The sequence below is a fragment of the Streptomyces sp. 15-116A genome (assembly GCF_025290915.1).
Taxonomy (GTDB): domain Bacteria; phylum Actinomycetota; class Actinomycetes; order Streptomycetales; family Streptomycetaceae; genus Streptomyces.
On the sequence record NZ_JAOCQE010000059.1, the window covers coordinates 1 to 21,846 of the forward strand.

At 71.6% G+C, this 21,846-nt stretch carries 16 protein-coding genes, 1 pseudogene and 2 CRISPR repeat arrays; of the genes and pseudogenes, 14 read left to right on the plus strand and 3 right to left on the minus strand.

What is annotated here, in order from left to right:
- Positions 1-1,766, plus strand: a 1,766-nt coding sequence (malQ, locus tag N4P33_RS13115; RefSeq protein ID WP_260826569.1) for a 4-alpha-glucanotransferase, incomplete at its 5' end; no start/stop codon positions are given.
- 141 nt (positions 1,767-1,907) lie between these two features.
- Positions 1,908-2,183 carry a hypothetical protein gene (locus N4P33_RS13120; protein WP_260826570.1) on the plus strand — a complete coding sequence of 92 codons (276 nt, stop codon included), beginning with the start codon at positions 1,908-1,910 and terminating at the stop codon, positions 2,181-2,183.
- Between the two features lie 93 nt (positions 2,184-2,276).
- Here the strand turns inward: N4P33_RS13120 and N4P33_RS13125 are convergent, their stop codons facing one another.
- Entirely contained in the window at positions 2,277-2,786 is a 510-nt protein-coding gene (locus tag N4P33_RS13125; RefSeq protein WP_260826571.1) for a MarR family winged helix-turn-helix transcriptional regulator, read from the minus strand.
- A gap of 107 nt (positions 2,787-2,893) precedes the next feature.
- Here N4P33_RS13125 and N4P33_RS13130 point away from each other — a divergent pair, with 107 nt between their 5' ends.
- From N4P33_RS13130 to N4P33_RS13140, 3 genes and pseudogenes are all read left to right on the plus strand, one after another.
- On the plus strand, positions 2,894-3,859 hold the full coding sequence (locus N4P33_RS13130; RefSeq protein WP_260826572.1) for an EamA family transporter: 966 nt from the start codon (positions 2,894-2,896) through the stop codon (positions 3,857-3,859).
- Between the two features lie 34 nt (positions 3,860-3,893).
- Positions 3,894-4,823 carry a DMT family transporter gene (locus N4P33_RS13135; RefSeq protein ID WP_260826573.1) on the plus strand — a complete coding sequence of 310 codons (930 nt, stop codon included), beginning with the start codon at positions 3,894-3,896 and terminating at the stop codon, positions 4,821-4,823.
- Between the two features lie 29 nt (positions 4,824-4,852).
- Positions 4,853-5,747, plus strand: a pseudogene (locus tag N4P33_RS13140) (LysR family transcriptional regulator).
- A 183-nt stretch (positions 5,748-5,930) separates the two neighbouring features.
- Here N4P33_RS13140 and N4P33_RS13145 read toward each other — a convergent pair.
- On the minus strand, positions 5,931-6,347 hold the full coding sequence (locus tag N4P33_RS13145) for a DUF6415 family natural product biosynthesis protein (RefSeq protein ID WP_260826574.1): 417 nt from the start codon (positions 6,345-6,347) through the stop codon (positions 5,931-5,933).
- Positions 6,344-6,502 carry a hypothetical protein gene (locus N4P33_RS13150; protein WP_260826575.1) on the minus strand — a complete coding sequence of 53 codons (159 nt, stop codon included), beginning with the start codon at positions 6,500-6,502 and terminating at the stop codon, positions 6,344-6,346. The genes N4P33_RS13145 and N4P33_RS13150 overlap by 4 nt, the downstream gene beginning before the upstream one ends.
- Positions 6,503-6,682: 180 nt before the next feature.
- Here N4P33_RS13150 and N4P33_RS13155 point away from each other — a divergent pair, with 180 nt between their 5' ends.
- The 9 genes from N4P33_RS13155 to cas2e all read left to right on the plus strand — a co-directional run bounded on the left by N4P33_RS13155 (position 6,683) and on the right by cas2e (position 19,854).
- On the plus strand, positions 6,683-7,933 hold the full coding sequence (locus N4P33_RS13155; RefSeq protein WP_260826576.1) for a helix-turn-helix domain-containing protein: 1,251 nt from the start codon (positions 6,683-6,685) through the stop codon (positions 7,931-7,933).
- A gap of 172 nt (positions 7,934-8,105) precedes the next feature.
- A CRISPR array of direct repeats spans positions 8,106-10,024; the repeat unit is 29 nt; unit sequence GGGACCATCCCCGCGGGTGCGGGGAGCAG.
- A gap of 334 nt (positions 10,025-10,358) precedes the next feature.
- A complete protein-coding gene (cas3, locus tag N4P33_RS13160) occupies positions 10,359-13,202 on the plus strand; it encodes a CRISPR-associated helicase Cas3' (protein ID WP_260826577.1) in 2,844 nt (947 codons plus the stop codon).
- Positions 13,186-15,003, plus strand: a complete 1,818-nt coding sequence (gene casA / locus N4P33_RS13165; protein WP_260826578.1) for a type I-E CRISPR-associated protein Cse1/CasA — start codon at positions 13,186-13,188, stop codon at positions 15,001-15,003. Before cas3 ends, casA begins: the two co-directional genes overlap by 17 nt.
- Positions 15,000-15,710: a type I-E CRISPR-associated protein Cse2/CasB gene (gene casB / locus N4P33_RS13170; protein ID WP_260826580.1), complete on the plus strand. Its 711-nt coding sequence runs from the start codon at positions 15,000-15,002 to the stop codon at positions 15,708-15,710. The genes casA and casB overlap by 4 nt, the downstream gene beginning before the upstream one ends.
- Entirely contained in the window at positions 15,707-16,903 is a 1,197-nt protein-coding gene (gene cas7e, locus N4P33_RS13175) for a type I-E CRISPR-associated protein Cas7/Cse4/CasC (protein WP_260826581.1), read from the plus strand. Before casB ends, cas7e begins: the two co-directional genes overlap by 4 nt.
- 23 nt (positions 16,904-16,926) lie before the next feature.
- Complete coding sequence (cas5e, locus tag N4P33_RS13180; RefSeq protein ID WP_260826582.1) at positions 16,927-17,751, plus strand: type I-E CRISPR-associated protein Cas5/CasD; 825 nt, start codon at positions 16,927-16,929, stop codon at positions 17,749-17,751.
- Positions 17,751-18,545: a type I-E CRISPR-associated protein Cas6/Cse3/CasE gene (gene cas6e, locus N4P33_RS13185; protein ID WP_260826583.1), complete on the plus strand. Its 795-nt coding sequence runs from the start codon at positions 17,751-17,753 to the stop codon at positions 18,543-18,545. Before cas5e ends, cas6e begins: the two co-directional genes overlap by 1 nt.
- Positions 18,542-19,510 (plus strand): type I-E CRISPR-associated endonuclease Cas1e, encoded by a 969-nt coding sequence (gene cas1e / locus N4P33_RS13190; RefSeq protein WP_260826584.1) that lies wholly within the window; start codon positions 18,542-18,544, stop codon positions 19,508-19,510. The genes cas6e and cas1e overlap by 4 nt, the downstream gene beginning before the upstream one ends.
- Positions 19,507-19,854, plus strand: coding sequence for a type I-E CRISPR-associated endoribonuclease Cas2e (cas2e, locus tag N4P33_RS13195; RefSeq protein WP_260826585.1), 348 nt, complete (start codon positions 19,507-19,509; stop codon positions 19,852-19,854). The genes cas1e and cas2e overlap by 4 nt, the downstream gene beginning before the upstream one ends.
- 285 nt (positions 19,855-20,139) lie before the next feature.
- A CRISPR array of direct repeats spans positions 20,140-21,571; the repeat unit is 29 nt; unit sequence CTGCTCCCCGCACCCGCGGGGATGGTCCC.
- Positions 21,572-21,846 lie beyond the last annotated feature (275 nt).

Consider the following 21,846-nt stretch of genomic DNA (forward strand, 5'->3'; position numbering starts at 1 on the left):
CCGCCGAACAGCTCCCGCCCGGCGTGCACGAGCTGACCGCCACCGCCCCCGACGGCCGCACCGCCCGCGCCCATCTGATCGTCGCCCCGCCCCGGCTGCCGACGCCCGCCGGACGCTCGTACGGCCTGCTCGTCCAGCTGTACTCGCTGCTGTCGCGCCACTCCTGGGGCATGGGCGACCTCGGTGACCTCGGCGAGCTGGCCGCCTGGGCCGGACGCACGCTCGGCGCCGGGTTCCTCCAGGTCAACCCGCTGCACGCGGCCGTCCCCGGCCCGCCGACCGACCCCTCCCCGTACCGCCCCTCCTCCCGCCGCTTCCCCGACCCCGTGCACCTGCGGATCGAGGACGTCCCGGAGTTCGCGCACGTCACCGACCACGACCGCGTACGGTCCCTGCTCCAGCGGGCCGGGCGGCTGCGCGAGACGGTGCTTCAGCAGGGCGCGCTGATCGACCGGGACGCCGTGTGGGAGCTCAAGCGGGAGGCCCTGGAGCTGGTGCGCGAGGTGCCGCTCGGGCCCGGCCGGCGCGCCGCCTACTGCGACTTCCTCGCCGAACAGGGCACCGCCCTGGAGGACCATGCCACCTGGTGCGCGCTCGCCGAGGTGCACGGCTCCGACTGGCACCGCTGGCCCGCCGCCCTGCGCGACCCCCGCTCGGCGGAGACCGCCCGCGCCCGCGGCGAGCTGATGGACCGCGTCGACTTCCACTCCCGCCTGGCCTGGCTCACCGACACCCAGCTCACCGCGTCCCAGCGCACCGCCCGCGAGGCCGGCATGCCGCTCGGGATCGTCCACGACCTCGCCGTCGGCGTGCACCCCGGCGGCGCCGACGCCTGGGCGCAGCAGGAGTACTTCGCCGCCGGCATGTCCATCGGCGCGCCCCCGGACGCCTTCAACGCCCGCGGCCAGGACTGGGGCCTGCCGCCCTGGCGCCCCGACCGGCTCGCCGCGTCCGGCTACGCCCCCTTCCGCGACCTCCTCAAGGCCCTCTTCCGGTACGCGGGCGCCCTGCGCATCGACCACGTCATGGGCATGTTCCGCCTGTGGTGGGTGCCCCACGGCCACCCGCCCACCGAGGGCACCTACGTCCGTTACGACGCCGAGGCCATGCTCGCCGTCCTCGTCCTGGAGGCCTCCCGCGCCGGGGCCATGGTGATCGGCGAGGACCTGGGCACCGTCGAGCCCGGCGTGCGCGAGGCGCTGCGCGAGCGCGGGGTGTACGGCACCTCGGTGCTGTGGTTCGAACGCGACTGGGAGGGCGACGGCCGCCCCCTGCCGCCGGAGAGCTGGCGCGCCGACTGCCTCGCCACCGCCACCACCCATGACCTGCCGCCCACCGCCGCCCGCCTCACCGGCGAGCACGTCGACCTGCGCGACCGCCTCGGCCTGCTCACCCGCCCGCTCGCCGAGGAACGCGCGGAGGCCGCCGCCGACACCGCGGAGTGGCTGGACCTGCTCGCCCGCCTCGGCATGCTCCAGGGCGCCGCGGGCGGCACGGACACGTCGTCGGAGGAGGCCGAGATCCAGGCCGTCCACCGCTATCTGCTGCACACCCCTGCCCGCCTGATCGGCGTCTGGCTCCCCGACACCATCGGCGACCGCCGCCCCCAGAACCTCCCCGGCACCTGGGACCAGTACCCCAACTGGCGCCTGCCGATCGCGGACGCCAAGGGCCGCCCGGTGACCTTGGAGGACCTGGCGGCCTCGCAGAGACTGCATGCGCTGATCGAGATATTGAAGAACCAAGTCAGCCCGTCCGGCGATTGAGGACGAGGCCGTTCAGGCCGAAGCGGGGGCCCGGGGGGCGGCAGCCCCCGGTACGGCCGCACCGGCGCAGAACACTCGCCCCGCACTCGTACGGGCACCCCGGCCGCGCGCCCCTCACCGGCGTTCGCTACCTTGTGCAGCGTGGACAAGAAGAACGCCCTGCGCGCCGGCGCCCTGGCAGCCGGTACGACGCTGATGATGCTGCTCATGACGTCCCCCGCGCTCGCGCTCACCCGCGACGACGGTGACGACCCCGGCCCGGGCCTGAGCGTCATCGAGACGCTGGGCCTCTTCGTCGTGGCCCCGATCGCCCTGTTCGTGGTGATCGCCGGCCTGGTGATGGTCCTCGACCGCTCCAAGGAGGAGCACCGGGTGACCACCCGCAACATCAAGACCAAGGCCGGCGCCAAGGCCTGACCCGGCGCGCCGCCTGACGCACCTCTGACGAGGGCGCCGTATCCGACCGAGCAAGGTGGGATACGGCGCCCTCGTCGCTGTTTCCCGCCGTCGCTACCGCTCGGTGGCGAGCAGCAGATCCCGCAGCAGGTCGGCCAGTTGCGCCCCCCGCTCAGTCCCGAGCGCCGACAGCGCCTCCGTCTGGACGGCGAGGCCCGCGCCGACCGCCTCGTCGACCAGGCGCAGCCCCCGTTCGGTGAGCGTGACCTGCAGTCCCCTGCGGTCGTGCGGGTCGGGGGAGCGGCGCAGCAGACCCGCGCGTTCGAGCTTGTCGAGGCGGCCGGTCATGCCGCCGGTGGTGAGCATCAGCGTGGCCGAGAGCTGGCGCGGGGAGAGGGTGTAGGGCTCCCCGGAGCGGCGCAGGGTGGCGAGGACGTCGAACTCGCCGCGGGCGATGCCGTACGCCGCGTACGCCCGGTCCATGCGGTCGCCCATCGCGCGGGAGAGCCGGTAGATGCGCCCGAAGACCTCCATCGCGGCGGTGTCGAGGTCGGGCCGGACCGTCGCCCACTGTTCGATGATCGCGTCGACGGGGTCCTTGCGCTGCTCGGGACGTTCGCTCATGGCCATGAGTATCGGGGCCACTCCGGTCGTCGGCAAGAAAGTGGCTTGACGGTAAGTAGCTTGCGGCTAAGCTAATTGCTGCTGACCTACTGGAAGGGGTGCGTCCCATGCCCGCCGCCCGCACCGAAAAGGCCGGCACCGCCGGCACCGGCCTCATCGCGCTCACCGCCCTCGCCCCCGTCTCCTGGGGCACCACCTACGCCGTCACCACCGAGTTCCTCCCGGCCGACCGCCCCCTGTTCACCGGCCTGATGCGCGCCCTCCCCGCCGGACTGCTCCTCCTCGCCCTCGCCCGGGTGCTGCCGCGCGGCGCGTGGTGGGGCAAGGCGGCCGTGCTGGGCGCGCTGAACATCGGCGCCTTCTTCCCGCTGCTGTTCCTCTCCGCGTACCGCCTGCCGGGCGGTCTCGCCGCGGTCGTCGGCTCCCTCGGACCGCTGCTCGTGGTCGCCCTGTCGGCGCTGCTCCTGGGGGAGCGGCCCGGCGTCCGGTCCGTGCTCACCGGGGCGGTGGCCGCCTTCGGTGTGAGCCTGGTCGTCCTGAAGGCGGCCGGGGCCCTGGATCCGGTCGGCGTCCTCGCTGCCCTCGCCTCGACCGCGTCCATGTCCACCGGCACCGTGCTCACGAAGAAGTGGGGCCGCCCCGAGGGTGTCGGCCCGCTGGCCCTGACCGCCTGGCAGCTCACGGCCGGAGGGCTCCTGATCGCACCGCTCGCCCTCCTCGTCGAAGGTGCTCCACCCGCCCTGGACGCCCCGGCGATCGGCGGCTACCTCTACCTGGCGCTCGCCAACACCGCCCTCGCCTACTGGCTCTGGTTCCAGGGCATCGGCCGCCTCTCCGCCACCCAGGTCACCTTCCTCGGCCCGCTCTCGCCGCTCACCGCGGCGGTCGTCGGCTGGGCGGCACTGGGCGAGGCGCTGACGCCGGTGCAGTTGCTGGGCATGGCCCTGGCCTTCGGGGCGACGGTGGCGGGCCAGCTCAGGACAGGCCCCCGGCCCCAGCCATCGTTCACCTCAACTGAACAGACTGCTCAAAAACTTTCGATGGACGAGACAGAACCTGCCCTGCGACGGTAGATCCACCGCGATCACCGCTCAGGAAAGGACCTCTGTGCCCCTCGTCCACACCAGGACACCAGCAACCCCCACCTCCACTCCCGCCCCGAAAGCTCCCCTCACCCTCACCCTCGGCCTCGCCCTCGCCGCCCTCGCGACCCTCGTCTGGTCCGGCAGCTTCGTCACCTCCCGCGCCCTCGGCGACACCGTGCCGCCGATCCAGCACGGCTTCTGGCGCTGGCTGATCGCCCTGGCCGCCGTCGCCCCGTTCGGCGCCCGGCAGGCCTGGCGGCAGCGGGCGCTGATCCGCCGTCACCTCGGATTCGTCCTCCTCGCCTCCCTGCTCGGCGTCGCCACGTACAACACGCTCGTCAACCAGGCCGGCGTCACCACGCCCGCCGCCAACATGGGCATGATCATGGCGGCGTCGCCGGTGCTGATGGCGGTGTTCGAGCGGGCGGGAGGCGTACGCCTCGGTGCCCGCCGTGTCGCCGGACTGCTCATGGCCTGCACCGGGGTCCTGCTGCTGATGGGCGGCGGGGGTGCGATCACCCCGACGCCCGGCGACCTGTGGATGATCGCCGCCGCCTGCTGCTTCGGCGGCTACAGCGCCCTGCTGCGCCGCAGGCCCGCCGAACTGACCGGCCCCGCCTTCCTCTTCACGACCTTCCTGTGCGGCACCGCCATGCTGCTCCCGGCCCACGCCCTCAGCCTCGCCACCCAGGGCGGCTTCACCCCGGCCCCCGGCACGGTGCTGCCTCTCCTCTACGTCGGCATCGCCTCCTCGGCCCTCGCCTTCTTCGCGTGGAACAAGGCGATCGCCCTGATCGGCCCGAGCCGCGCCGGCGTCGTCTACTACCTCCAGCCCGTCTGCGTGGCCCTGCTCTCCTGGCTCCTGCTGTCCGAACCCCTCGGCTGGACCCAGTCCGCCTGCATGGCTCTGATCCTGGGCGGCGTGATCCTCGGCGCGGGGGCCCGCAGGTGACCCTCCCCGCCCGGCACTAGATTGCCGCCATGGCCGAGTGGGACATCCGGAAGCTGCACATCCTGCGGACGCTGCGGGAACGGGGGACGGTGACCGCGACGGCCGAGGCGCTCAGCATGACCCCGTCCGCGGTCTCCCAGCAGCTGACGAACCTGTCCAAGCAGCTCGGCGTGCCCCTCCTCCAGGCGCAGGGCAGACGGGTGCGGCTCACGGACGCGGCCCGGCTGGTGCTGCGGCACGCCGAGGCCGTGTTCGAGCAACTGGAGCGCGCCGACGCCGCGTTGGCGGCCTACGTCCACGGCGAGGCCGGTGAGGTCCGGGTCGGGGCCTTCTCGACCGCCGTGCCCACCGGCGGTGCGGGCGCTGCGGGCGGCGCACCCCGGTGTGACGGTGCGGGTACGGGAGGCCGAGGCGGAGGAGGCGTACGAGCTGCTGGCGGCCGGTGAGGTGGACCTCGCCCTGTCCCTGGCCGCCCAGGCGCCGAGCGCGACCGACCCGCGCTTCACCTGTGTGCCGCTGCTCGCCGACCCGCTGGACGTCGCCCTGCCCCCCGGCCACGCGCTGGCGTCCGCCGAGGGCCTGCGGCTGGCCGATCTCGCCGCCGAGCCGTGGATCTTCGGCGGCAGCGGCCCGTGGTCCGACATCACCCGCACGGCCTGCGAGGCGGCGGGTTTCCGCCCGCAGCGGCAGCACACGGCGGCCGGCTGGACGGCGATCCTCGCCATGGTCGAGGCGGGCACGGGCGTCGCGCTGGTGCCGCGGATGGCGGTGGTCCCACGGTCCGGCGTGACGATGCGCGAACTCCCCGAGGACCGCCCGGTCCGGCACGTGGTGGCAGCGGTACGCAGGGGAGCGGCACAGGGCGCGGCGGTCGGGAGGGTGCTGGACGCACTGCGGGCCGTTGCTTCAGCCCCTTCGAGGTGACGCAGGACCACCCGGCCCGGCACCGGCCGCCCCATCCGCGTACCGGCGACGATGACGGCCTCGCCGCCGCAACCGCGGCCGGACCGCGCCGGGGGGCACGTACGGGCTGTTGGCCAGCCTGCGGTGCGCCGTCCCGTGGCTGGGCAGTGACAATGCACGCAGCCCGCCCAGGCCGCGTTCCCCCTACGGTGTTGGCCTCACGCCGGCCTCGATGGCACGGTCGCAACCCGGACACACGTCGGCTCTCAGCGCCGTCAGTGCCTCGTGGTGTTCGGACAGGGCCACGACCGAGCGGGCGAGCTGCTTGACGCGGGTCACCTCGCCGTTCAACCCGGCGGCCTCCGGCTCGGCGAGCCGCCTGCGTGCCTCAGCGACAGAGGCGAGCGCCGCATGTGCGTGTCCGTCATCCGGGCCGTGCAGGGAGGTGAGTTGCTCGACCAGAGACATCAGCTCGCCCAGGTACCGGATGAACGCCTCCCGGAACTGCACCACTTCGCCGTGCCGGGGGAGGACGGTCAGGTCGATGAACCAGGTCGCGGCACCGCACATCGCCCCGATACCGAGGGCCTCGGCGTGAGCCCGGGAATGAGGGGCGCTCATCGCGTCACCACCCGGCGGTTGCGACAGCGCGGGCAGGCGCACGGCGGATACCCGTCGAACAACGGCAACGGTCCTGCGGCGTCCGGCACGTATACAATCCCGCGGTGCTCGACCACCCGGCCTTTCCGGTCCACGGTGAAGACCTCGATGGTCATCTTGGCCCAGTGCCTTCTGCGGCCTGTAGCTTTCATGGTGTCGACGCTCCTTCGCAGCGTTGGCCACGCCCCGGGGCCGCTCGCAGCGCGGTCGCCGGGGTCTGTGCGTCAAGACCCTTCCGCCAGACCCCGGATCGAAGCCATCCCAAGCCGCTATGTGCGCGCCCTATATTGAGAGTTATGGGGGATTCCCGAATCGACCTATGGACCCATCCCGAACTTGCCGCTGCGGCCGTCAGCGAGGACTGGGGCGCCGTGTTCCGCGCCTACCGAAGGCTCACTGGCATGAGCCAGACCAAGCTCGGCGAGCGCGTTGGCCTCGCTCAACCTGATGTGTCCGACATCGAGCGGGGACGGCGCCGTGTGACCTCTGCCGAAGTGCGGCAGCGCATTGCAAGCGGCTTGGACATCCCTCAGCGACTCCGTACCGGCGACGTGTGCACCGGCGAGGTGCCGCCCGTCCCTGCCCTCGTGCTACCCGGCGCCGGGCGGGATGCTGACGTACTGGAGCGGGTGACCAGCGTCGTCGGCACCGGGCACCGAGTGGACGCCCCGACCCTTGACTGGCTTGACCGGCTGCTGGCCGAACACCGGCGTGCGGAGGACCACATCGGATCGCGCCCCTTGATCGACGTGATGCGTCAGCAACTGCGCACCGTCATCGACCTGTACGCAGGTGCCCGCGGTCCGCTCGCGGACAGGGTGGTTCGCCTCGCCTCGGAACATGCCCAATTCCTGGCCTGGATGGCGCAGGATCAGGCGCAGACGTCCGCGGCACTGGCCTGGTACGACCGAAGTCACGAGTGGGCGCTGGAAGCCGGGGACGCGAACATGTCCGCGACCACGCTCAGCATGAAGGCCCACATGGCGTGGTCCGGCGGTCGTGGTACCCGGTGCGTACGGCTTGCCGAGGCCGCGCGCTGGTCGGCGCCCGGGGCGTCGCTGGGGGTACAGGGCATGGCCGCGCAAATGGCTGCGCGGGGCCACGCCCTCAACGGCGACGCGGACGCAGCCTACCGAGGCTTGGACGAGGCGCAGATGCTCATCAGCCGTGCTGCTGAACACCCCGAGGACGAGCCCCCGTGGATGTACTTCTACGGCGAGACCTGGTTCACGCTCCAGAGTGGCATGGCAGCGCTGCATCTCCGGGACTGGCGCAAGGCGGTGGAGCACTTGACTGTTGGACTGGACGCACTGGCGGACGGATACCGACGCGACCGGACGTGGTACCGAGCCTGCCTCGCCCACGCACTCGCCGGAGCCGGCGAAGCGGCCCAGGCCCTGTCCGTAGCCGTGGCCAGTGTGCAGGATGCGGCGACGGTGGGGCGCCCCCACTCATGGAACGAACTGCACGCGACAGCAGCCCTTCTGCACCGGCGGGGCGCCGCCGAGGGACACCAACTGGTCTCCGCGCTACGCGAGTACGACTGAGCCACAAGGCCCAGCCAGAACAGACGAACAGCGCCATGCAGGGGCCGCCGGGATCATCCCCGCGGGTGGGGGAGCAGAGAAGCGGTTCGGGCCACCGTGGCCCATGCGAGGGACCATCCCCGCGTGCGCGGGAAGCAGGCCAACGCCCACGACTCCTAGGCCATCGCCCAGGGACCAGCCCCTGCGGGTGCAGGGAGCAACCGCCGAGCTTTGTGCTGGTTCACTTCACACCGGGACCATCCCCGCGGGTGCGGGGAGCAGGCGATGGACAAGGCGGGCAACGGCATCAACGAGGGACCATCCCCGCGGGTGTGGGGAGCAGATCGGCATCGGCGTCGCAGTGGGAACGTCGCTGGGACCATCCTGCGGGTGCGGGGAGCCGCACGTCGACCGCAGCATCGCCGACCCGGTACCGGGACCATCTCCACGGGTGCGGGGAGCAGTTCGGCTGCGGCCTGGATGGCGGCGGTGATGTGGACCATCCCCGCTGGCGCGGGGAGCAGCCCTGGCCCACGGGATCCCCGTACGTGCTCGCGGGACCATCCCCGCGGGTGCGGGGAGCAGGGCAGGCCGAGGTAGACGTTCTCCCAGAAGTGGGGACCATCCCTGCGGGTGCGGGGAGCAGTTCGGCCTGGACTACGACGGGTCGATCGGCCAGGGACCATCCCCGCGGGTGCGGGGAGCAGGGGTACGGGCTGATCTTCCTGGAGTCCGAGGAGGGACCATCCCCGCGGGTGCGGGGAGCAGAGCTTCGGCGCACCGAACGCACCGGCTACGGCGGGACCATCCCCGCGGGTGCGGGGAGCAGTCCGAGAACTACGCCAAGTCCATGCGGATCCTGGGACCATCCCCGCGGGTGCGGGGAGCAGGCCTTCGTGCCGAAGAGTTCGATCGCGACGGCGGGACCATCCCCGCGGGTGCGGGGAGCAGCAGCCGATCGAGACGCCGGACATGGCGTCCACGGGACCATCCCCGCGGGTGCGGGGAGCAGGCCAGGATCGCCAACCCGATCAGCACGAACGGGGGACCATCCCCGCGGGTGCGGGGAGCAGCCGCCGAGGGTCGTGGAGCGCTGCTCGGTACGGGGACCATCCCCGCGGGTGCGGGGAGCAGGCCGTCGGCATCCGCCACAAGGGCTGCGGTGCGGGACCATCTCCGCGGGTGCGGGGAGCAGGAGGCGAACCCCTCGCGTACGCACGTGCGCTGGGGACCATCCCCGCGGGTGCGGGGAGCAGCAGCCTCAGCCCCGGACGATCGTGTGGCCGCTGGGACCATCCCCGCGGGTGCGGGGAGCAGCCGCCGCATCCCCACGAAGATCCTCGACGCGCTGGGACCATCCCCGCGGGTGCGGGGAGCAGGGTTCGGCTGCACGGCGCAGGCGGCGGCCGAGGGGACCATCCCCGCGGGTGCGGGGAGCAGATCACCTGCATGGCGAACCCGTGCCACCCGCAGGGACCATCCCCGCGGGTGCGGGGAGCAGACCAAGCCGTACGTGCCGTTCCAGGCCAACGAGGGACCATCCCCGCGGGTGCGGGGAGCAGACCCACGCCGAACCGTTCCAGATCTGCAGAGCGGGACCATCCCCGCGGGTGCGGGGAGCAGGGTGACCCCGCCGGGTGCGTCCACGACGTCCAGGGACCATCCCCGCGGGTGCGGGGAGCAGTTGATCGTCCAACCGGACACCCCGGCAACGTAGGGACCATCCCCGCGGGTGCGGGGAGCAGTGCACGCCACGACGGCCTGAATGCTGATAGCCGGGACCATCCCCGCGGGTGCGGGGAGCAGCGAGGCGGAGTTTCTGGTCATGGGAACGAACGCGGGACCATCCCCGCGGGTGCGGGGAGCAGATCTGGAACTACAACCTCCAGCACCGGCCCGCGGGACCATCCCCGCGGGTGCGGGGAGCAGGTCTTCCAGGACAGCTACCGGCAGTCGTCCGGGGGACCATCCCCGCGGGTGCGGGGAGCAGCACCAGGAGCCGCAGGAGACCGCCGAACGTGCTGGACCATCCCCGCGGGTGCGGGGAGCAGTAGATGGACAGACCGAGGGCGCCGCCGCCGAGGGGACCATCCCCGCGGGTGCGGGGAGCAGGCTGGGTGGCCTGGGTGTTTAGGGCTGCGCAGGCTCGGTTCTCATGACTTTCATTGAATCTGGCAAATGAGGCATTTGCGGTCGTACGGTCCGGAAGTTCCAGGGTGGGGACAGGCAGTCGATCAGACTATCCGTCTGGGGTGGGTCAGGTCCCAAAGTTTCCTCGCTTTCGCCGTTTTAGAGTGCGGAGTGGGGATTGCCCTGTACCAATACCCCCATGAGCAATGGGGGGAGTGCCCACCCCGGTCTCTTACGTCGGCTTGGCGGGCCGGCTCGGGTGGTGTGGGCCAAGCATGATCGGGATACCGACGGGTGGCTGCCGTTGTGGCGGCACATGGAGGACAGTGCCGCCGTAGCTGGTCTGTTGTGGGACCAGTGGCTCCCCGCTGCCGTGCGGCGCACCATCGCCGAAGTGCTGCCGCTGCGTGAGTCCGACGCCCGTGCCCTCGTCGTATGGCTCGCCGCCGTGCACGACATCGGAAAAGCCACCCCCGCGTTCGCCTGCCAGGTAGAGCAGCTGGCCGATGCCATGCGTGGGCATGGACTGGAGATGCGGTCCGCCAAGGCGATGGGGCCGGACCGCCGGATCGCGCCGCACGGTCTGGCCGGGCAGGTGCTGCTGGGAGAGTGGCTGGAGGAGCGGCATGGATGGGCGTCCGCACGGACAGGTCAGTTCACGGTTGCCGTCGGAGGCCACCACGGTGCGCCTCCCGAGCACGGGCAGATCAAGAGTCTGTACCAGCATGAGGAGCTGCTGCGCACTCCGGGAGCGAACCATCGCACTTGGCGGCAGGTGCAGGACCAGCTGCTCGACGTCTGCGCCGACCGGTTCGGCGTCACGCAACGGCTCAGCGACTGGCGGGCGGTGAAGCTGCCGCAGCCCGTGCAGGTCCTGCTCACCGCACTGGTCATCGTCTCCGACTGGATCGCCAGCAACGCCGACCTCTTTCCGTACTTTCCCGACGGAGCGTCCCGCAGCGACGAAGAGCGCGTCGCCGCTGCCTGGCGGGGACTTGACCTGCCTGGCCCCTGGAAGGCCGTGGAACCTGCCGGTAGTGCCCAGGAGTTGTTCGCCGCGCGGTTCGCCCTTCCGGCGGCTGCGAAGATCCGCCCCGTTCAGGAATCCGCCGTCGAGCTCGCCCGGCACATGGATACGCCCGGCCTGATGATCGTCGAGGCGCCGATGGGCGAGGGCAAGACGGAAGCGGCGCTCGCCGTGGCCGAGATCTTCGCGGCGCGATCGGGAGCCGGTGGCGTGTTCTTCGCCCTGCCCACCATGGCCACCGGCAACGCCATGTTCCCCCGCCTGCTCGACTGGCTGAACCGCTTGCAGGGTGGCGCAGGCACACGCCGCTCGGTGCACCTGGCCCACTCCAAGGCGGCCCTCAACGAGGACTTCGCCGCCCTGATGGCCCGCGCAGAGCGGGTCATGGCAGTCGGCGTGGATGACGAGGCGGCGGCCGGGCCCCGTCGACAGTCGGATGGGCCGCTCCGTGCGGGCGCCGAACTCGTTGCGCACGCCTGGCTGCGTGGCCGTAAGAGGGCCATGCTGGCCTCTTTCGTCGCGGGCACCATCGACCAGTTGCTGTTCGCGGGGCTGAAGAGCCGGCACCTGGCGTTGCGGCACCTCGCCGTGGCCGGGAAGGTCGTCGTGATCGACGAGGCGCACGCCTACGACACGTACATGAGTGTGTACCTGGACCGCGTTCTGTCCTGGCTGGGTGCGTACGGCGTACCCGTGGTGGTTCTGTCGGCGACCCTCCCCGCCTCACGCAGGCACGAACTCGTCGATGCCTACGCCAGCCGGTCCGACGCCACCGCGGCACCCCAGAAGACCGTCGCAGCAACCCGGAGTCCCCAGGACACCGCCGCTTCGGGCGCGTACCCGCTCCTGACCGCCGTCGCTCCTGGCGGCGCCCCGCTGATCCGGTGCCCGCGGGCGTCCGCCCGGTCGACGGAGGTGCGGGTGGAAAGCCTCGCCGATGAGCTTCCCGCGCTCGCCGACCGGCTCGAGCAAGAACTGGCCGACGGCGGTTGCGTGTTGGTGATCCGTAACACGGTCAAGCGGGTGCTGGAGACGGCCCGTGCGCTGCGCGACCGATTCGGTTCCGACAACGTGACTGTCGCCCACTCCTGCTTCGTGGATCTCGACCGGGCCGACAAGGACAGCACCCTTCTCCGGCTCTTCGGTCCTCCCGAGAAGACGCAGGACAGGCCGACGGGCAGGCACATCGTCGTGGCCAGCCAGGTTGCCGAGCAGTCCCTGGACATCGACTTCGACCTGCTGGTCAGCGACCTCTGCCCCGTCGACCTGCTCCTTCAGCGCATGGGACGCCTGCACCGTCACCGGCGTGGGAAGGATCAGGGGGACCGGCCCGAGCGGCTGCGCACCGCGCGTTGCCTCGTGACGGGGGTCGACTGGGAGGCGGGTATACCCGCCCCGGTACGCGGGTCCGTCGCCGTGTACGGACGGTACGCCCTGCTCCGGTCGGCCGCGGTGCTCCTCCCTCACCTCGACGGCGCGAACGGCCGTCCGCTTGAACTCCCTGCGGACATCAGCCCGCTCGTGCAGAGCGCGTACGGCGATGGCCCTGTCGGGCCGGAGCATTGGGAGGCCGCGCTGAAGGAGGCCCGCGAGCAATTCGAGCGGCATCGTGACGACCAGGCCACACGCGCCGCCACCTTCCGTCTGGGAGGCGTGGGTAAACCGGGGCGGCCGCTGTTCGGCTGGGTCGCCGCCGGTGTGGGAGACACGGACGACACGCCCACCGGGCGGGCCCAGGTCCGCGACAGCCGGGACAGCCTGGAAGTCGTCGCCGTGCAGCGACGCGGTGACGGGAGCCTCGTCACACTGCCCTGGCTCAAACCCGACAGCAAGCAGCGACAGCGGGCCGGCATCGAGTTGCCCACCGATGCCACGCCCACACCCTTCGCCGCCCGTACGGCGGCGAGTTGCGGGCTGCGGCTCCCCTTGCAGTTCTCCGGCGAAACCATGGACCAGGCCATCGAGGAACTGGAGCAGCTCTATCTGCCCAAGTGGCAGGGAAAGGACAGCCCTTGGCTCTCCGGCCAGCTGATCCTCCTGCTCGACGAGGCCGGCCAGACCCGCCTGGCGGGCCACCGGCTCCGCTACACCCCGCGCGACGGCCTTGAGGTGACCCGTGAGCCACACGACTGAAGGCAGCCCTGGTGGTGCCGATGGTTCCGGTGAACGCCCTGGTGGCGCCGGCGCCGTCGAGGCGGCGCCGGTGTCCTTCGATCTGACCCGCCGACCGTGGATCGAGGTGCTGAGGCGCGACGGCACCCAGGACGAGCTGTCACTCCAGCAGGTTTTCACCCAGGCAGGCGCCGTGCGCAGCATCGTGGGTGGTCTGGCCACCCAGGAGTTCGCCCTGGTCCGTCTCCTTCTGGCCATCACCCACGACGCTCTCGACGGCGGTCCCCGTGACGCCGAGGAGTGGGTGGAGCTGTGGGAGGATCCCGACTGTTTCGCCCCCGTTCAGACGTACTTGGATGAGCACCGGGATCGGTTCGATCTGCTCCATCCCCGCACACCCTTCCTGCAGACCGCCGGGCTTCGCACCGAGAAGGACGAGGTCTTCTCCCTCAACCGTCTCGTGGCCGACGTGCCCGCCGGGGCGCCGTTCTTCAGCGCGCGGATGCCGGGCGTGGAGCGCCTGACCTTCGCCGAGGCGGCCCGCTGGGTCGTTCATGTCCACGCCTACGACACGTCCGGTATCAAGACCGGCATGGCCGGCGACGGCCGCGTCAAGGGCGGCAAGGTGTATCCGCTCGGCACCGGCTGGGCGGGCGGACTGGGAGGCGTCTTCGCGGAGGGCGGCACGCTGCGCGAGACCCTGCTGCTCAACCTGGTGGCGGCGGACACGAAGGAGATCGACTTCCCCGGCGACGACCAGCCGGCCTGGCGCCGCGATCCCTGCGGACCCGGCTCGGACGACCGTTCGGCGACCGGCCTGCGTGACCTGTACACCTGGCAGTCGCGGCGGGTGCGCCTGCACTACGACGCGGACGGCGTCCACGGTGTCGTCCTCGGCTACGGCGATCCGCTCGGCTCCCGGAACATGCATCGCCGCGAGCCGATGACCCCGTGGCGGCGCAGCCCCGCGCAGGAGAAGAAGCTGGGGCGGTCACCCGTGTACTTGCCCCTCGAACACGAGCCCGCCCGCTCGGCCTGGCGGGGCATCGGCGCACTCGTCGCCGATCGCCTGGAGAGCGGGGGCAGCGCCGAGGCGCCGTCACGTCTGCGGCCGTCGATCCTCGAATGGATCGCCCGCCTGGTGTCCGAGGGCTACCTCTCTCGTCACTTCCTCGTCCGCGCCCGGGTCGTGGGAGTGAGCTACGGGACTCAGCAGTCCGTGATCGACGAGGTCGTCGAAGACCGGCTGCCGATGCCGGTCGTTCTGCTGCACCGGCAGGACCGTACCTACGCCCGACAGGCCGTTGCCGCGGCCGAGGACGCCGAACGGGCCGTGCGAGCGCTGGGCGATCTCGCTGCGGACCTGGCCCGGGCGACCGGGGCTGATCAGGACGGACCGAAGTCGGTGGCCCTCGCCGGGGGGTTCGACGCGCTGGAACATCCGTACCGTGCCTGGCTGTCCGCCATGGCGGACGCCTCCGACCCCTTCATGCACCGGCAGGCATGGCAGCGCCGGGTACGGGAGACGGTCGGTGCTCTCGGGGACCGGCTCATCACGGCAGCCGGTGACGCGGCCTGGGAGGGGCGGACGTGCCCCGACAGCAAGGGTGGCGGCACCCACTGGCTGAACGCGGGCCTCGCCGACGTGTGGTTCCGGGGACGTCTGAACAGGGCACTGGGTGACCCCGATCTCCCGGACACCCCCGGATCCGGCGGCGACGCCACCACCTCCGCTGACGGCAGCCCGCCTGCACCGGGCTCGTCCGGCGGCTCGCCGGACACCGACCACCCCACCGCGACCGATCCGAAGGTGCCTGCATGACCGCCGCATCCGCGTCAGTCTCGCCGTCCGTGAGCGCATGGGTACACCTGCGGGTGGCGCAGCTCGCCGACACCAACATCGCCCCCTGGCAGGAGGGTTATCTCAAGGACAGACCCTCGGCCGTCGCCGCCCTCGCCCGTCTGCGCCGCGGCGCGGGCCGTGAAGCGGGCGAGTTGCCCGACCTCTGGAATCTGATCGACGTCGATCCGCTGCACGCCCCACCCGAGGGAATGCCGCCGCTGAGCGAGCACGAGTTGTACCACGCCGAGAACGCCCTGCACGCGACCTTGACCCTCTGGGCCTTCCACCAGCAGTCCCGCGGCACCCCCATGCACCGACGGCACACCAGGGACCGCCCCGCCGGTCTGGGCGCGGCGGTCCGCAGGCTGATGTCGGCCGACGGCGTCGACGAACCCGTCCGCAAGCGCCTGGTCCGCGCGGGCACCGCTCCTGATCTCGTCTCCCTCACCCAGCGGCTGCGCGACCTCGTCGCCCTGCTGCGCCGCGACGACATCCCGCTCGACTACGCCCTCCTCGCCGGCCAGTTCTACCTCTGGCAGCGACCCGGCGGCCCGGCCGCCGTACGCCGCCGGTGGGGCCGATCCTTCCACGAACGGGGCCGAAACCGGCCCTCGGCACCCGATGAGAACACCACCCAGGACCCGACCCAGGATCCGGTCCCGGACACCGACAAGGACGCTTCGTGAACCGCATCTTCCTCGACGTGCACGCCTTGCAGACCGTCCCGCCCAGCAACCTCAACCGGGACGACACGGGCGCACCCAAGTCGGCCGTCTACGGCGGAGTGCCCCGCGCACGTGTCTCCAGCCAGGCATGGAAGCGGGCCATCCGCACCTACTTCAAGGACGAGCACCTGCTCGACCCCGCTGAGCTGGGCGTCCGGACGAAGAAGGTGGTGGAGCTGCTCGCCGACCGGATCACCGGGCTCGACCCGTCCGTCGCACGGGACACGGCGCTGAACCTCGCCGACGAGACGGTCAAGGCCGCCGGGTTCAAGACCGAGGTCCCGAAGCGGAAGGCGGACCAGGCGGAGAAGGAAGGAGGCCCGGTGCCCGCCCCCGAGAGCAAGTACCTGGTGTTCCTCAGCTCGCGCCAGCTCGACGGCCTGGCCCGCCTGGCGCTCGAAGGCGCCGCCGACATCACGGCGTTCCTGAAGACCAAGGAGAACAAGGGCCGCGCCAAGCAGCTCGCGGACACCCGCCACTCCGTGGACATCGCCCTCTTCGGCCGCATGGTCGCCGACATCGCCGACATCAACGTCGATGCCGCCGTACAGGTCGCCCACGCCCTCAGCGTCCACCGAGTCGACAACGAGTCCGACTACTACACGGCCGTCGACGACGAGAACACGGACGAGGAGACCGGCGCCGGAATGATCGGCACCATCGACTTCAACTCCGCCACCCTCTACCGCTACGCCGCTCTCGGCGTGCACCAGCTCGCCGCCAACCTCGGCCAGGGCCTGCGCGACGACGAACCGCGCACCGAACCCGTGCGCCGCGCCGTCGAGGCGTTCGTCCAGGCCTTCGTCGCCTCCCTCCCCACCGGGAAGATCAACACATTCGGCCATCACACCGAGCCCGACGCCGTGGTCGTCAGGCTCCGCACCACCCGGCCGATCAGTTACGTCGCAGCCTTCGAGGACCCGGTCCGCAGCGACGGCGGCGGCCATCTGCGGGAGGCCGCCGACCGGCTCGCCGCCTACGCCTCCGACGTCGAGCGTGCCTACGGCGATCCTGAGACCACCCTCACCTGGATCCTGCGCGTCGGCCCCGCCACCCAGAAGCTGGCCGAACTCGGCACCGAGTGCGGCACATTGCGGGAACTGGCCGCCGCGGTCGGTGAGGCGGTCGCGCGGGGCCTGGAGAAGCCCGCATGAACGTCGTGAGCAGGGTGAGCCGGGTGACCGGCACAAGCGTTCTCGCCCTCCGCTTGGCAGGCCCCCTCCAGTCCTGGGGAGCGTCCTCCCGCTTCACCCGCCGCACGACGGAATCGGCCCCGACGAAGAGCGGTGTCGTCGGCCTGCTTGCTGCGGCTTGCGGAATCGAGCACGACGACGATGTGCGCCTCGCCCCCTTGGCGGCACTTCGTTTCGGGGTCCGCATCGACCAACCAGGCACCCGCATACGGGACTTCCACACCGCCCACCACGGCGTCACCGACGCCGCCATGCCGCTGTCCGAGCGGTTCTACCTGGCCGACGCCGTCTTCGTCGCCGCCGTAGAGGGCGACCACGGCCTGCTCACCGACGTGCATGAAGCCCTGCGGGCCCCCGCGTACCCTCCGTACCTCGGCCGACGCTCCTGTCCGCCCGCCGAGCCGGTCGACCTCGGACTGTACGAGGACGCCCGACTGGAGGACACACTGGCGAATGTGCCGTGGCAGGCCGCCGCCTGGTACCGCAGGCGGCACCGGACCACCGCCCCGCAGACCCTGACCGTGCTGCGCGATCCGGCCGCCGACGAATCCGCGGGGGAGGCGGACGTCCTGCGTGACCAGCCGCTCAGCTTCGACCCGGCACATCGACGGCACGCACTGCGTACGGTCGTCACCGTTGCCGTACCCACGCCGGTCCCGGCGGGCAGCCACGACCGGACGCGGGACGCGCACGACCCGTTCGAGGCACTGGAAGCCATGGAAGCGCTTGAGGCGGTGGAAGCGCTTGAGGGTCCCGAAGATCCCGACACCGCCGACACCCTTGATGTCCTGAAGGATGAGAGCGCCTGATGTTCCTCACTCGCTTCCGGGTCAACACCGCGCGCCCCGGCGCCCGTCGCCTCCTCTCCTCACCCCAGGCCATGCACGCGGCCGTCATGTCGTCCTTCCCGCACATCCTGCCCTCGGACAGCCCGGCGCCGGATGCACCACGGGTGCTGTGGCGCCTGGACCAGCGGGCCCGCGCCGAGGTGTTGTTGTACGTCGTCAGCCCCGACCGCCCCGACCTGACACACCTGGTCGAGCAGGCCGGATGGCCGGCGGCCGCCGCCCCCGGGAACCCCGGCTGGCAGACGCGCGCCTACACCCCCCTCCTCGACCGGCTGACCACCGGCGACCGTTGGGCGTTCCGCCTCACTGCGAACCCGGTGCACACCATCCGCCGCAAGGAGGGTGAGCCCCGCAAACTCACCGCTCACCGCACGCCGGTTCACCAGATGGGCTGGCTGCTCGACGAGAAGCGTCAGCAGCGCCTCGGCTTCCGCGTCTGCGAGAAACCGGCGGACCGCCGCCTGCTCCCCGAGGGCACTACGCACCACAAGCACCCTCACCCCGGCGACCGATACGAGCTCGCGATACGAGACACACGCCCTCTCACCTTCAACAAGGCCCGAGGCACAGACGCCCGCCGGGACAGGGACAAGCCGGTCACGGTAGTCACCGTCACCTTCGAGGGCCGCCTGGAAGTCACCGATCCCGCCGCGCTACGCCGTACCCTCACCCAGGGCGTGGGCAGGGCCAGGGCTTACGGCTGCGGTCTCCTCACCCTGGCACCCCTCTCGCCCGCGACCCGGCCGACACCGTGACCACGGTCTCCCGCCGCCCAGGGCTCACCCCGAGGCACCTCACCCGCACCGCCGAACGCCTCTCCTTCATCTACCTGGAACGCTGCACCGTTCACCGCGACGCCAACGCCATCACGGCGACGGACGCGGAGGGCACGACCCACATCCCTTCGGCCACCATCGGAACCCTGCTCCTCGGCCCCGGGACCCGTGTCACCCACCAGGCCATGAGCGTGCTGGGAGAGACCGGCGCGGCGGTCTGCTGGGTCGGAGAACAGGGCGTGCGCTATTACGCGTCCGGCCGAGCCCTCAGCCGCTCTTCCACGCTCGCGGAGGCCCAGGCCCGCCAGTGGGCCAACCCGCGCAGCCGCCTCGCGGTCGCCCGGGCGATGTACCGGCTGCGCTTCCCGGACGAGGACCCGGCGGGCCTCACGCGCCAGGAACTCCTGGGCCGTGAGGGCCGACGAGTCAAAGACTGCTACCGGGCAGCAGCCACCCGCACGGGCATCCCATGGCGAGGACGCCGCTACGTTCCCGGCGACTTCACGAGCGGCGACGCCGTCAACCAGGCCATCACGGCCGCGGCTCAGTGCATGTACGGCATCGCCCACGCCGTAGTCACGTCCCTGGGATGCAGCCCGGCTCTCGGCTTCGTCCACTCAGGCCATGAACTGTCCTTCGTCCTCGACGTCGCGGACCTCTACAAGACCGAGATCGGCATCCCGCTGGCCTTCGAGGTGGCGGCACAGGACGAGGAGGACGTGGGCTCGCGCACCCGCCGCGCCTTACGGGACCGCATCAACGAAACGTCCCTCCTCAACCGCTGTGTGGATGACATCAAAGGCCTCCTGCTCCCGGAAGGAGAGGCCACCGCGGCAACTGAGGCCGACGGTGACTCAGTGACCCTCCAGACTGATGGCGGCCACCAGATCCCTTCCGGCATCAACCACGCCGGCCCGGACGACTACGAGGACGGCCTCTGGTGACCGTCATAGTCCTCACCCATTGCCCAGCGGGCTTGCGCGGCTTCCTTACACGTTGGCTGCTGGAGATCTCCGCCGGTGTATTCGTCGGCAACCCGTCGGCCCGAATCCGGGACCTGCTCTGGGAGGAAGTTCAGCAATACGCAGGCCAGGGCCGAGCCTTGCTGGCCCACACGACGAACAACGAACAGGGCTTCACGTTCCGCACTCACGACCACGCATGGCACCCCACCGACCATGAGGGCATCACCTTGATCCGCCGCCCCACCACGAACCCAAGCCCCGGGAACACCCCACCACCAGGCTGGAGCAGAGCCGCCAAACGCCGCCGCTTCGGAAGAGCCTGACGCGAACGACACATCCGGCAGCAACGACCAAACCACTGGGCCTCGCACAGAGTCACCGCCCTCGGAGCCTCTACGGCACAGAGCAGTAAGGCAGAACCAGCATCGAAAACCCGCCGGCCCGGCCAGGCATCGACGACTCCTGACCCGGCCCCGGTTCCGCAACACGGCGCCCCTGACACTCTAGAGATGAACATGTCCTCCATGCCGCGAATGCACTTTTCGCCGGAATCAAGACAAGTCCCGAAAAGCGACCCCCCACCGCACTAACATCCCAGCTCATCCAGCCTGCTCCCCGCACCCGCGGGGATGGTCCCGCACCGCCGCCGCACAGGTCGCGTTCCGGACCCTGCTCCCCGCACCCGCGGGGATGGTCCCGCGCCGTAGGCGGCGCAGGGGTCACAGTCACACTGCTCCCCGCACCCGCGGGGATGGTCCCTTCCGGTTCGACCACCTGCCCGCGCACCTCCACTGCTCCCCGCACCCGCGGGGATGGTCCCACCCCTGGGGGTGTGGCTGGTGGCAGCGCGAACTGCTCCCCGCACCCGCGGGGATGGTCCCGCGGCCCCGTGCTCATCGACCCGTACGCGAACCTGCTCCCCGCACCCGCGGGGATGGTCCTCCCCCGATCAGCGCGCGAACTCGTTGGCCTGGCTGCTCCCCGCACCCGCGGGGATGGTCCCAACCTGTTGCGGCGAGTGAGACTGATTCGGCCCTGCTCCCCGCACCCGCGGGGATGGTCCCCACCTCCGGGACTGTGAGCACTGCACCGAGACCTGCTCCCCGCACCCGCGGGGATGGTCCCCGCACCGCACAGCGATCCACGACCCTCGGCGGCTGCTCCCCGCACCCGCGGGGATGGTCCCAGCAGGACTCCGCCGCGCTGAAGACGGAAGCGCTGCTCCCCGCACCCGCGGGGATGGTCCCACGCTGGTTAAACGCCCTGCCGGGCGAACATCCTGCTCCCCGCACCCGCGGGGATGGTCCCCCCACCTACGACACCGAGGACGACGAGAGGCCCTGCTCCCCGCACCCGCGGGGATGGTCCCGCCGCGTTCGTCCAGTGGGCCCGCTGGACGTTCTGCTCCCCGCACCCGCGGGGATGGTCCCGCGGGGCCGTCACCCCTTCCCCGCAATGGGAGCTGCTCCCCGCACCCGCGGGGATGGTCCTGACCAAGAAGACTGACGCACCGTCCACCGGAGCTGCTCCCCGCACCCGCGGGGATGGTCCCCTCCCCCCGGGCGCGAAGAACGCCCAGAAACCCTGCTCCCCGCACCCGCGGGGATGGTCCCGCGGACCCCGTGGACGGCATCACCGAGGTGCCCTGCTCCCCGCACCCGCGGGGATGGTCCCACCCCCATCCGCGTGTCGGTGCCCGGCACGGACTGCTCCCCGCACCCGCGGGGATGGTCCCAGCTCCGGGTCGGAGGCGTCGTAGTCGTCCGGCTGCTCCCCGCACCCGCGGGGATGGTCCCGCCGTGGACGCCGGTACCGGCGACAACACGGTCTGCTCCCCGCACCCGCGGGGATGGTCCCGTCTTCGGCCCGCTCCAGGACCCGGCCATCGTCTGCTCCCCGCATCCGCGGGGATGGTCCCGACGAGCTGAGCAACCTTCCGCTGCCGACCGCCTGCTTCCCGCGCCCGCGGGACCGGTCCCGGCTTGGTTGGTACCGAGCGGCAGTGGATGGCCTGTTCTCCGCACCGGCGGGGGTGGTCCCAAGGCGCGCTGCCACCTCCAGGCCGAGGTGGGATGCTCCCGGACTGGCGGGGCGTGCCCGTGGAGGTTGGGCTGTTCGGGCAGACGGTGCTTGCGGGGTGAGTCACGGAGACTCAGGAGGGCCACAAGTGGGCTCCCCTTGTTACTTCCCGTCCGTATAGGGCGGTCTATAGGGGTGGGATGCTCGCGGGCCTCGCCTGAGTTGCAGACCGGCCTCGGGTCAGGGCTGTGGCCCGTCTGGCAGCGTTCACCGTCCCCTGATGGCCGAGAGGGCGC

Bases quoted from the DNA above. Each gene is read 5' to 3' on its own strand.
- N4P33_RS13125 (WP_260826571.1), bottom strand. From the start codon at position 2,786: ATGAGCGAACGTCCCGAGCAGCGCAAGGACCCCGTCGACGCGATCATC.
- N4P33_RS13130 (WP_260826572.1), top strand. From the start codon at position 2,894: ATGCCCGCCGCCCGCACCGAAAAGGCCGGCACCGCCGGCACCGGCCTC.
- N4P33_RS13145 (WP_260826574.1), bottom strand. From the start codon at position 6,347: ATGAGCGCCCCTCATTCCCGGGCTCACGCCGAGGCCCTCGGTATCGGG.
- N4P33_RS13150 (WP_260826575.1), bottom strand. From the start codon at position 6,502: ATGACCATCGAGGTCTTCACCGTGGACCGGAAAGGCCGGGTGGTCGAG.
- N4P33_RS13155 (WP_260826576.1), top strand. From the start codon at position 6,683: ATGGGGGATTCCCGAATCGACCTATGGACCCATCCCGAACTTGCCGCT.
- cas3 (WP_260826577.1), top strand. From the start codon at position 10,359: ATGGAGGACAGTGCCGCCGTAGCTGGTCTGTTGTGGGACCAGTGGCTC.
- casB (WP_260826580.1), top strand. From the start codon at position 15,000: ATGACCGCCGCATCCGCGTCAGTCTCGCCGTCCGTGAGCGCATGGGTA.
- cas6e (WP_260826583.1), top strand. From the start codon at position 17,751: ATGTTCCTCACTCGCTTCCGGGTCAACACCGCGCGCCCCGGCGCCCGT.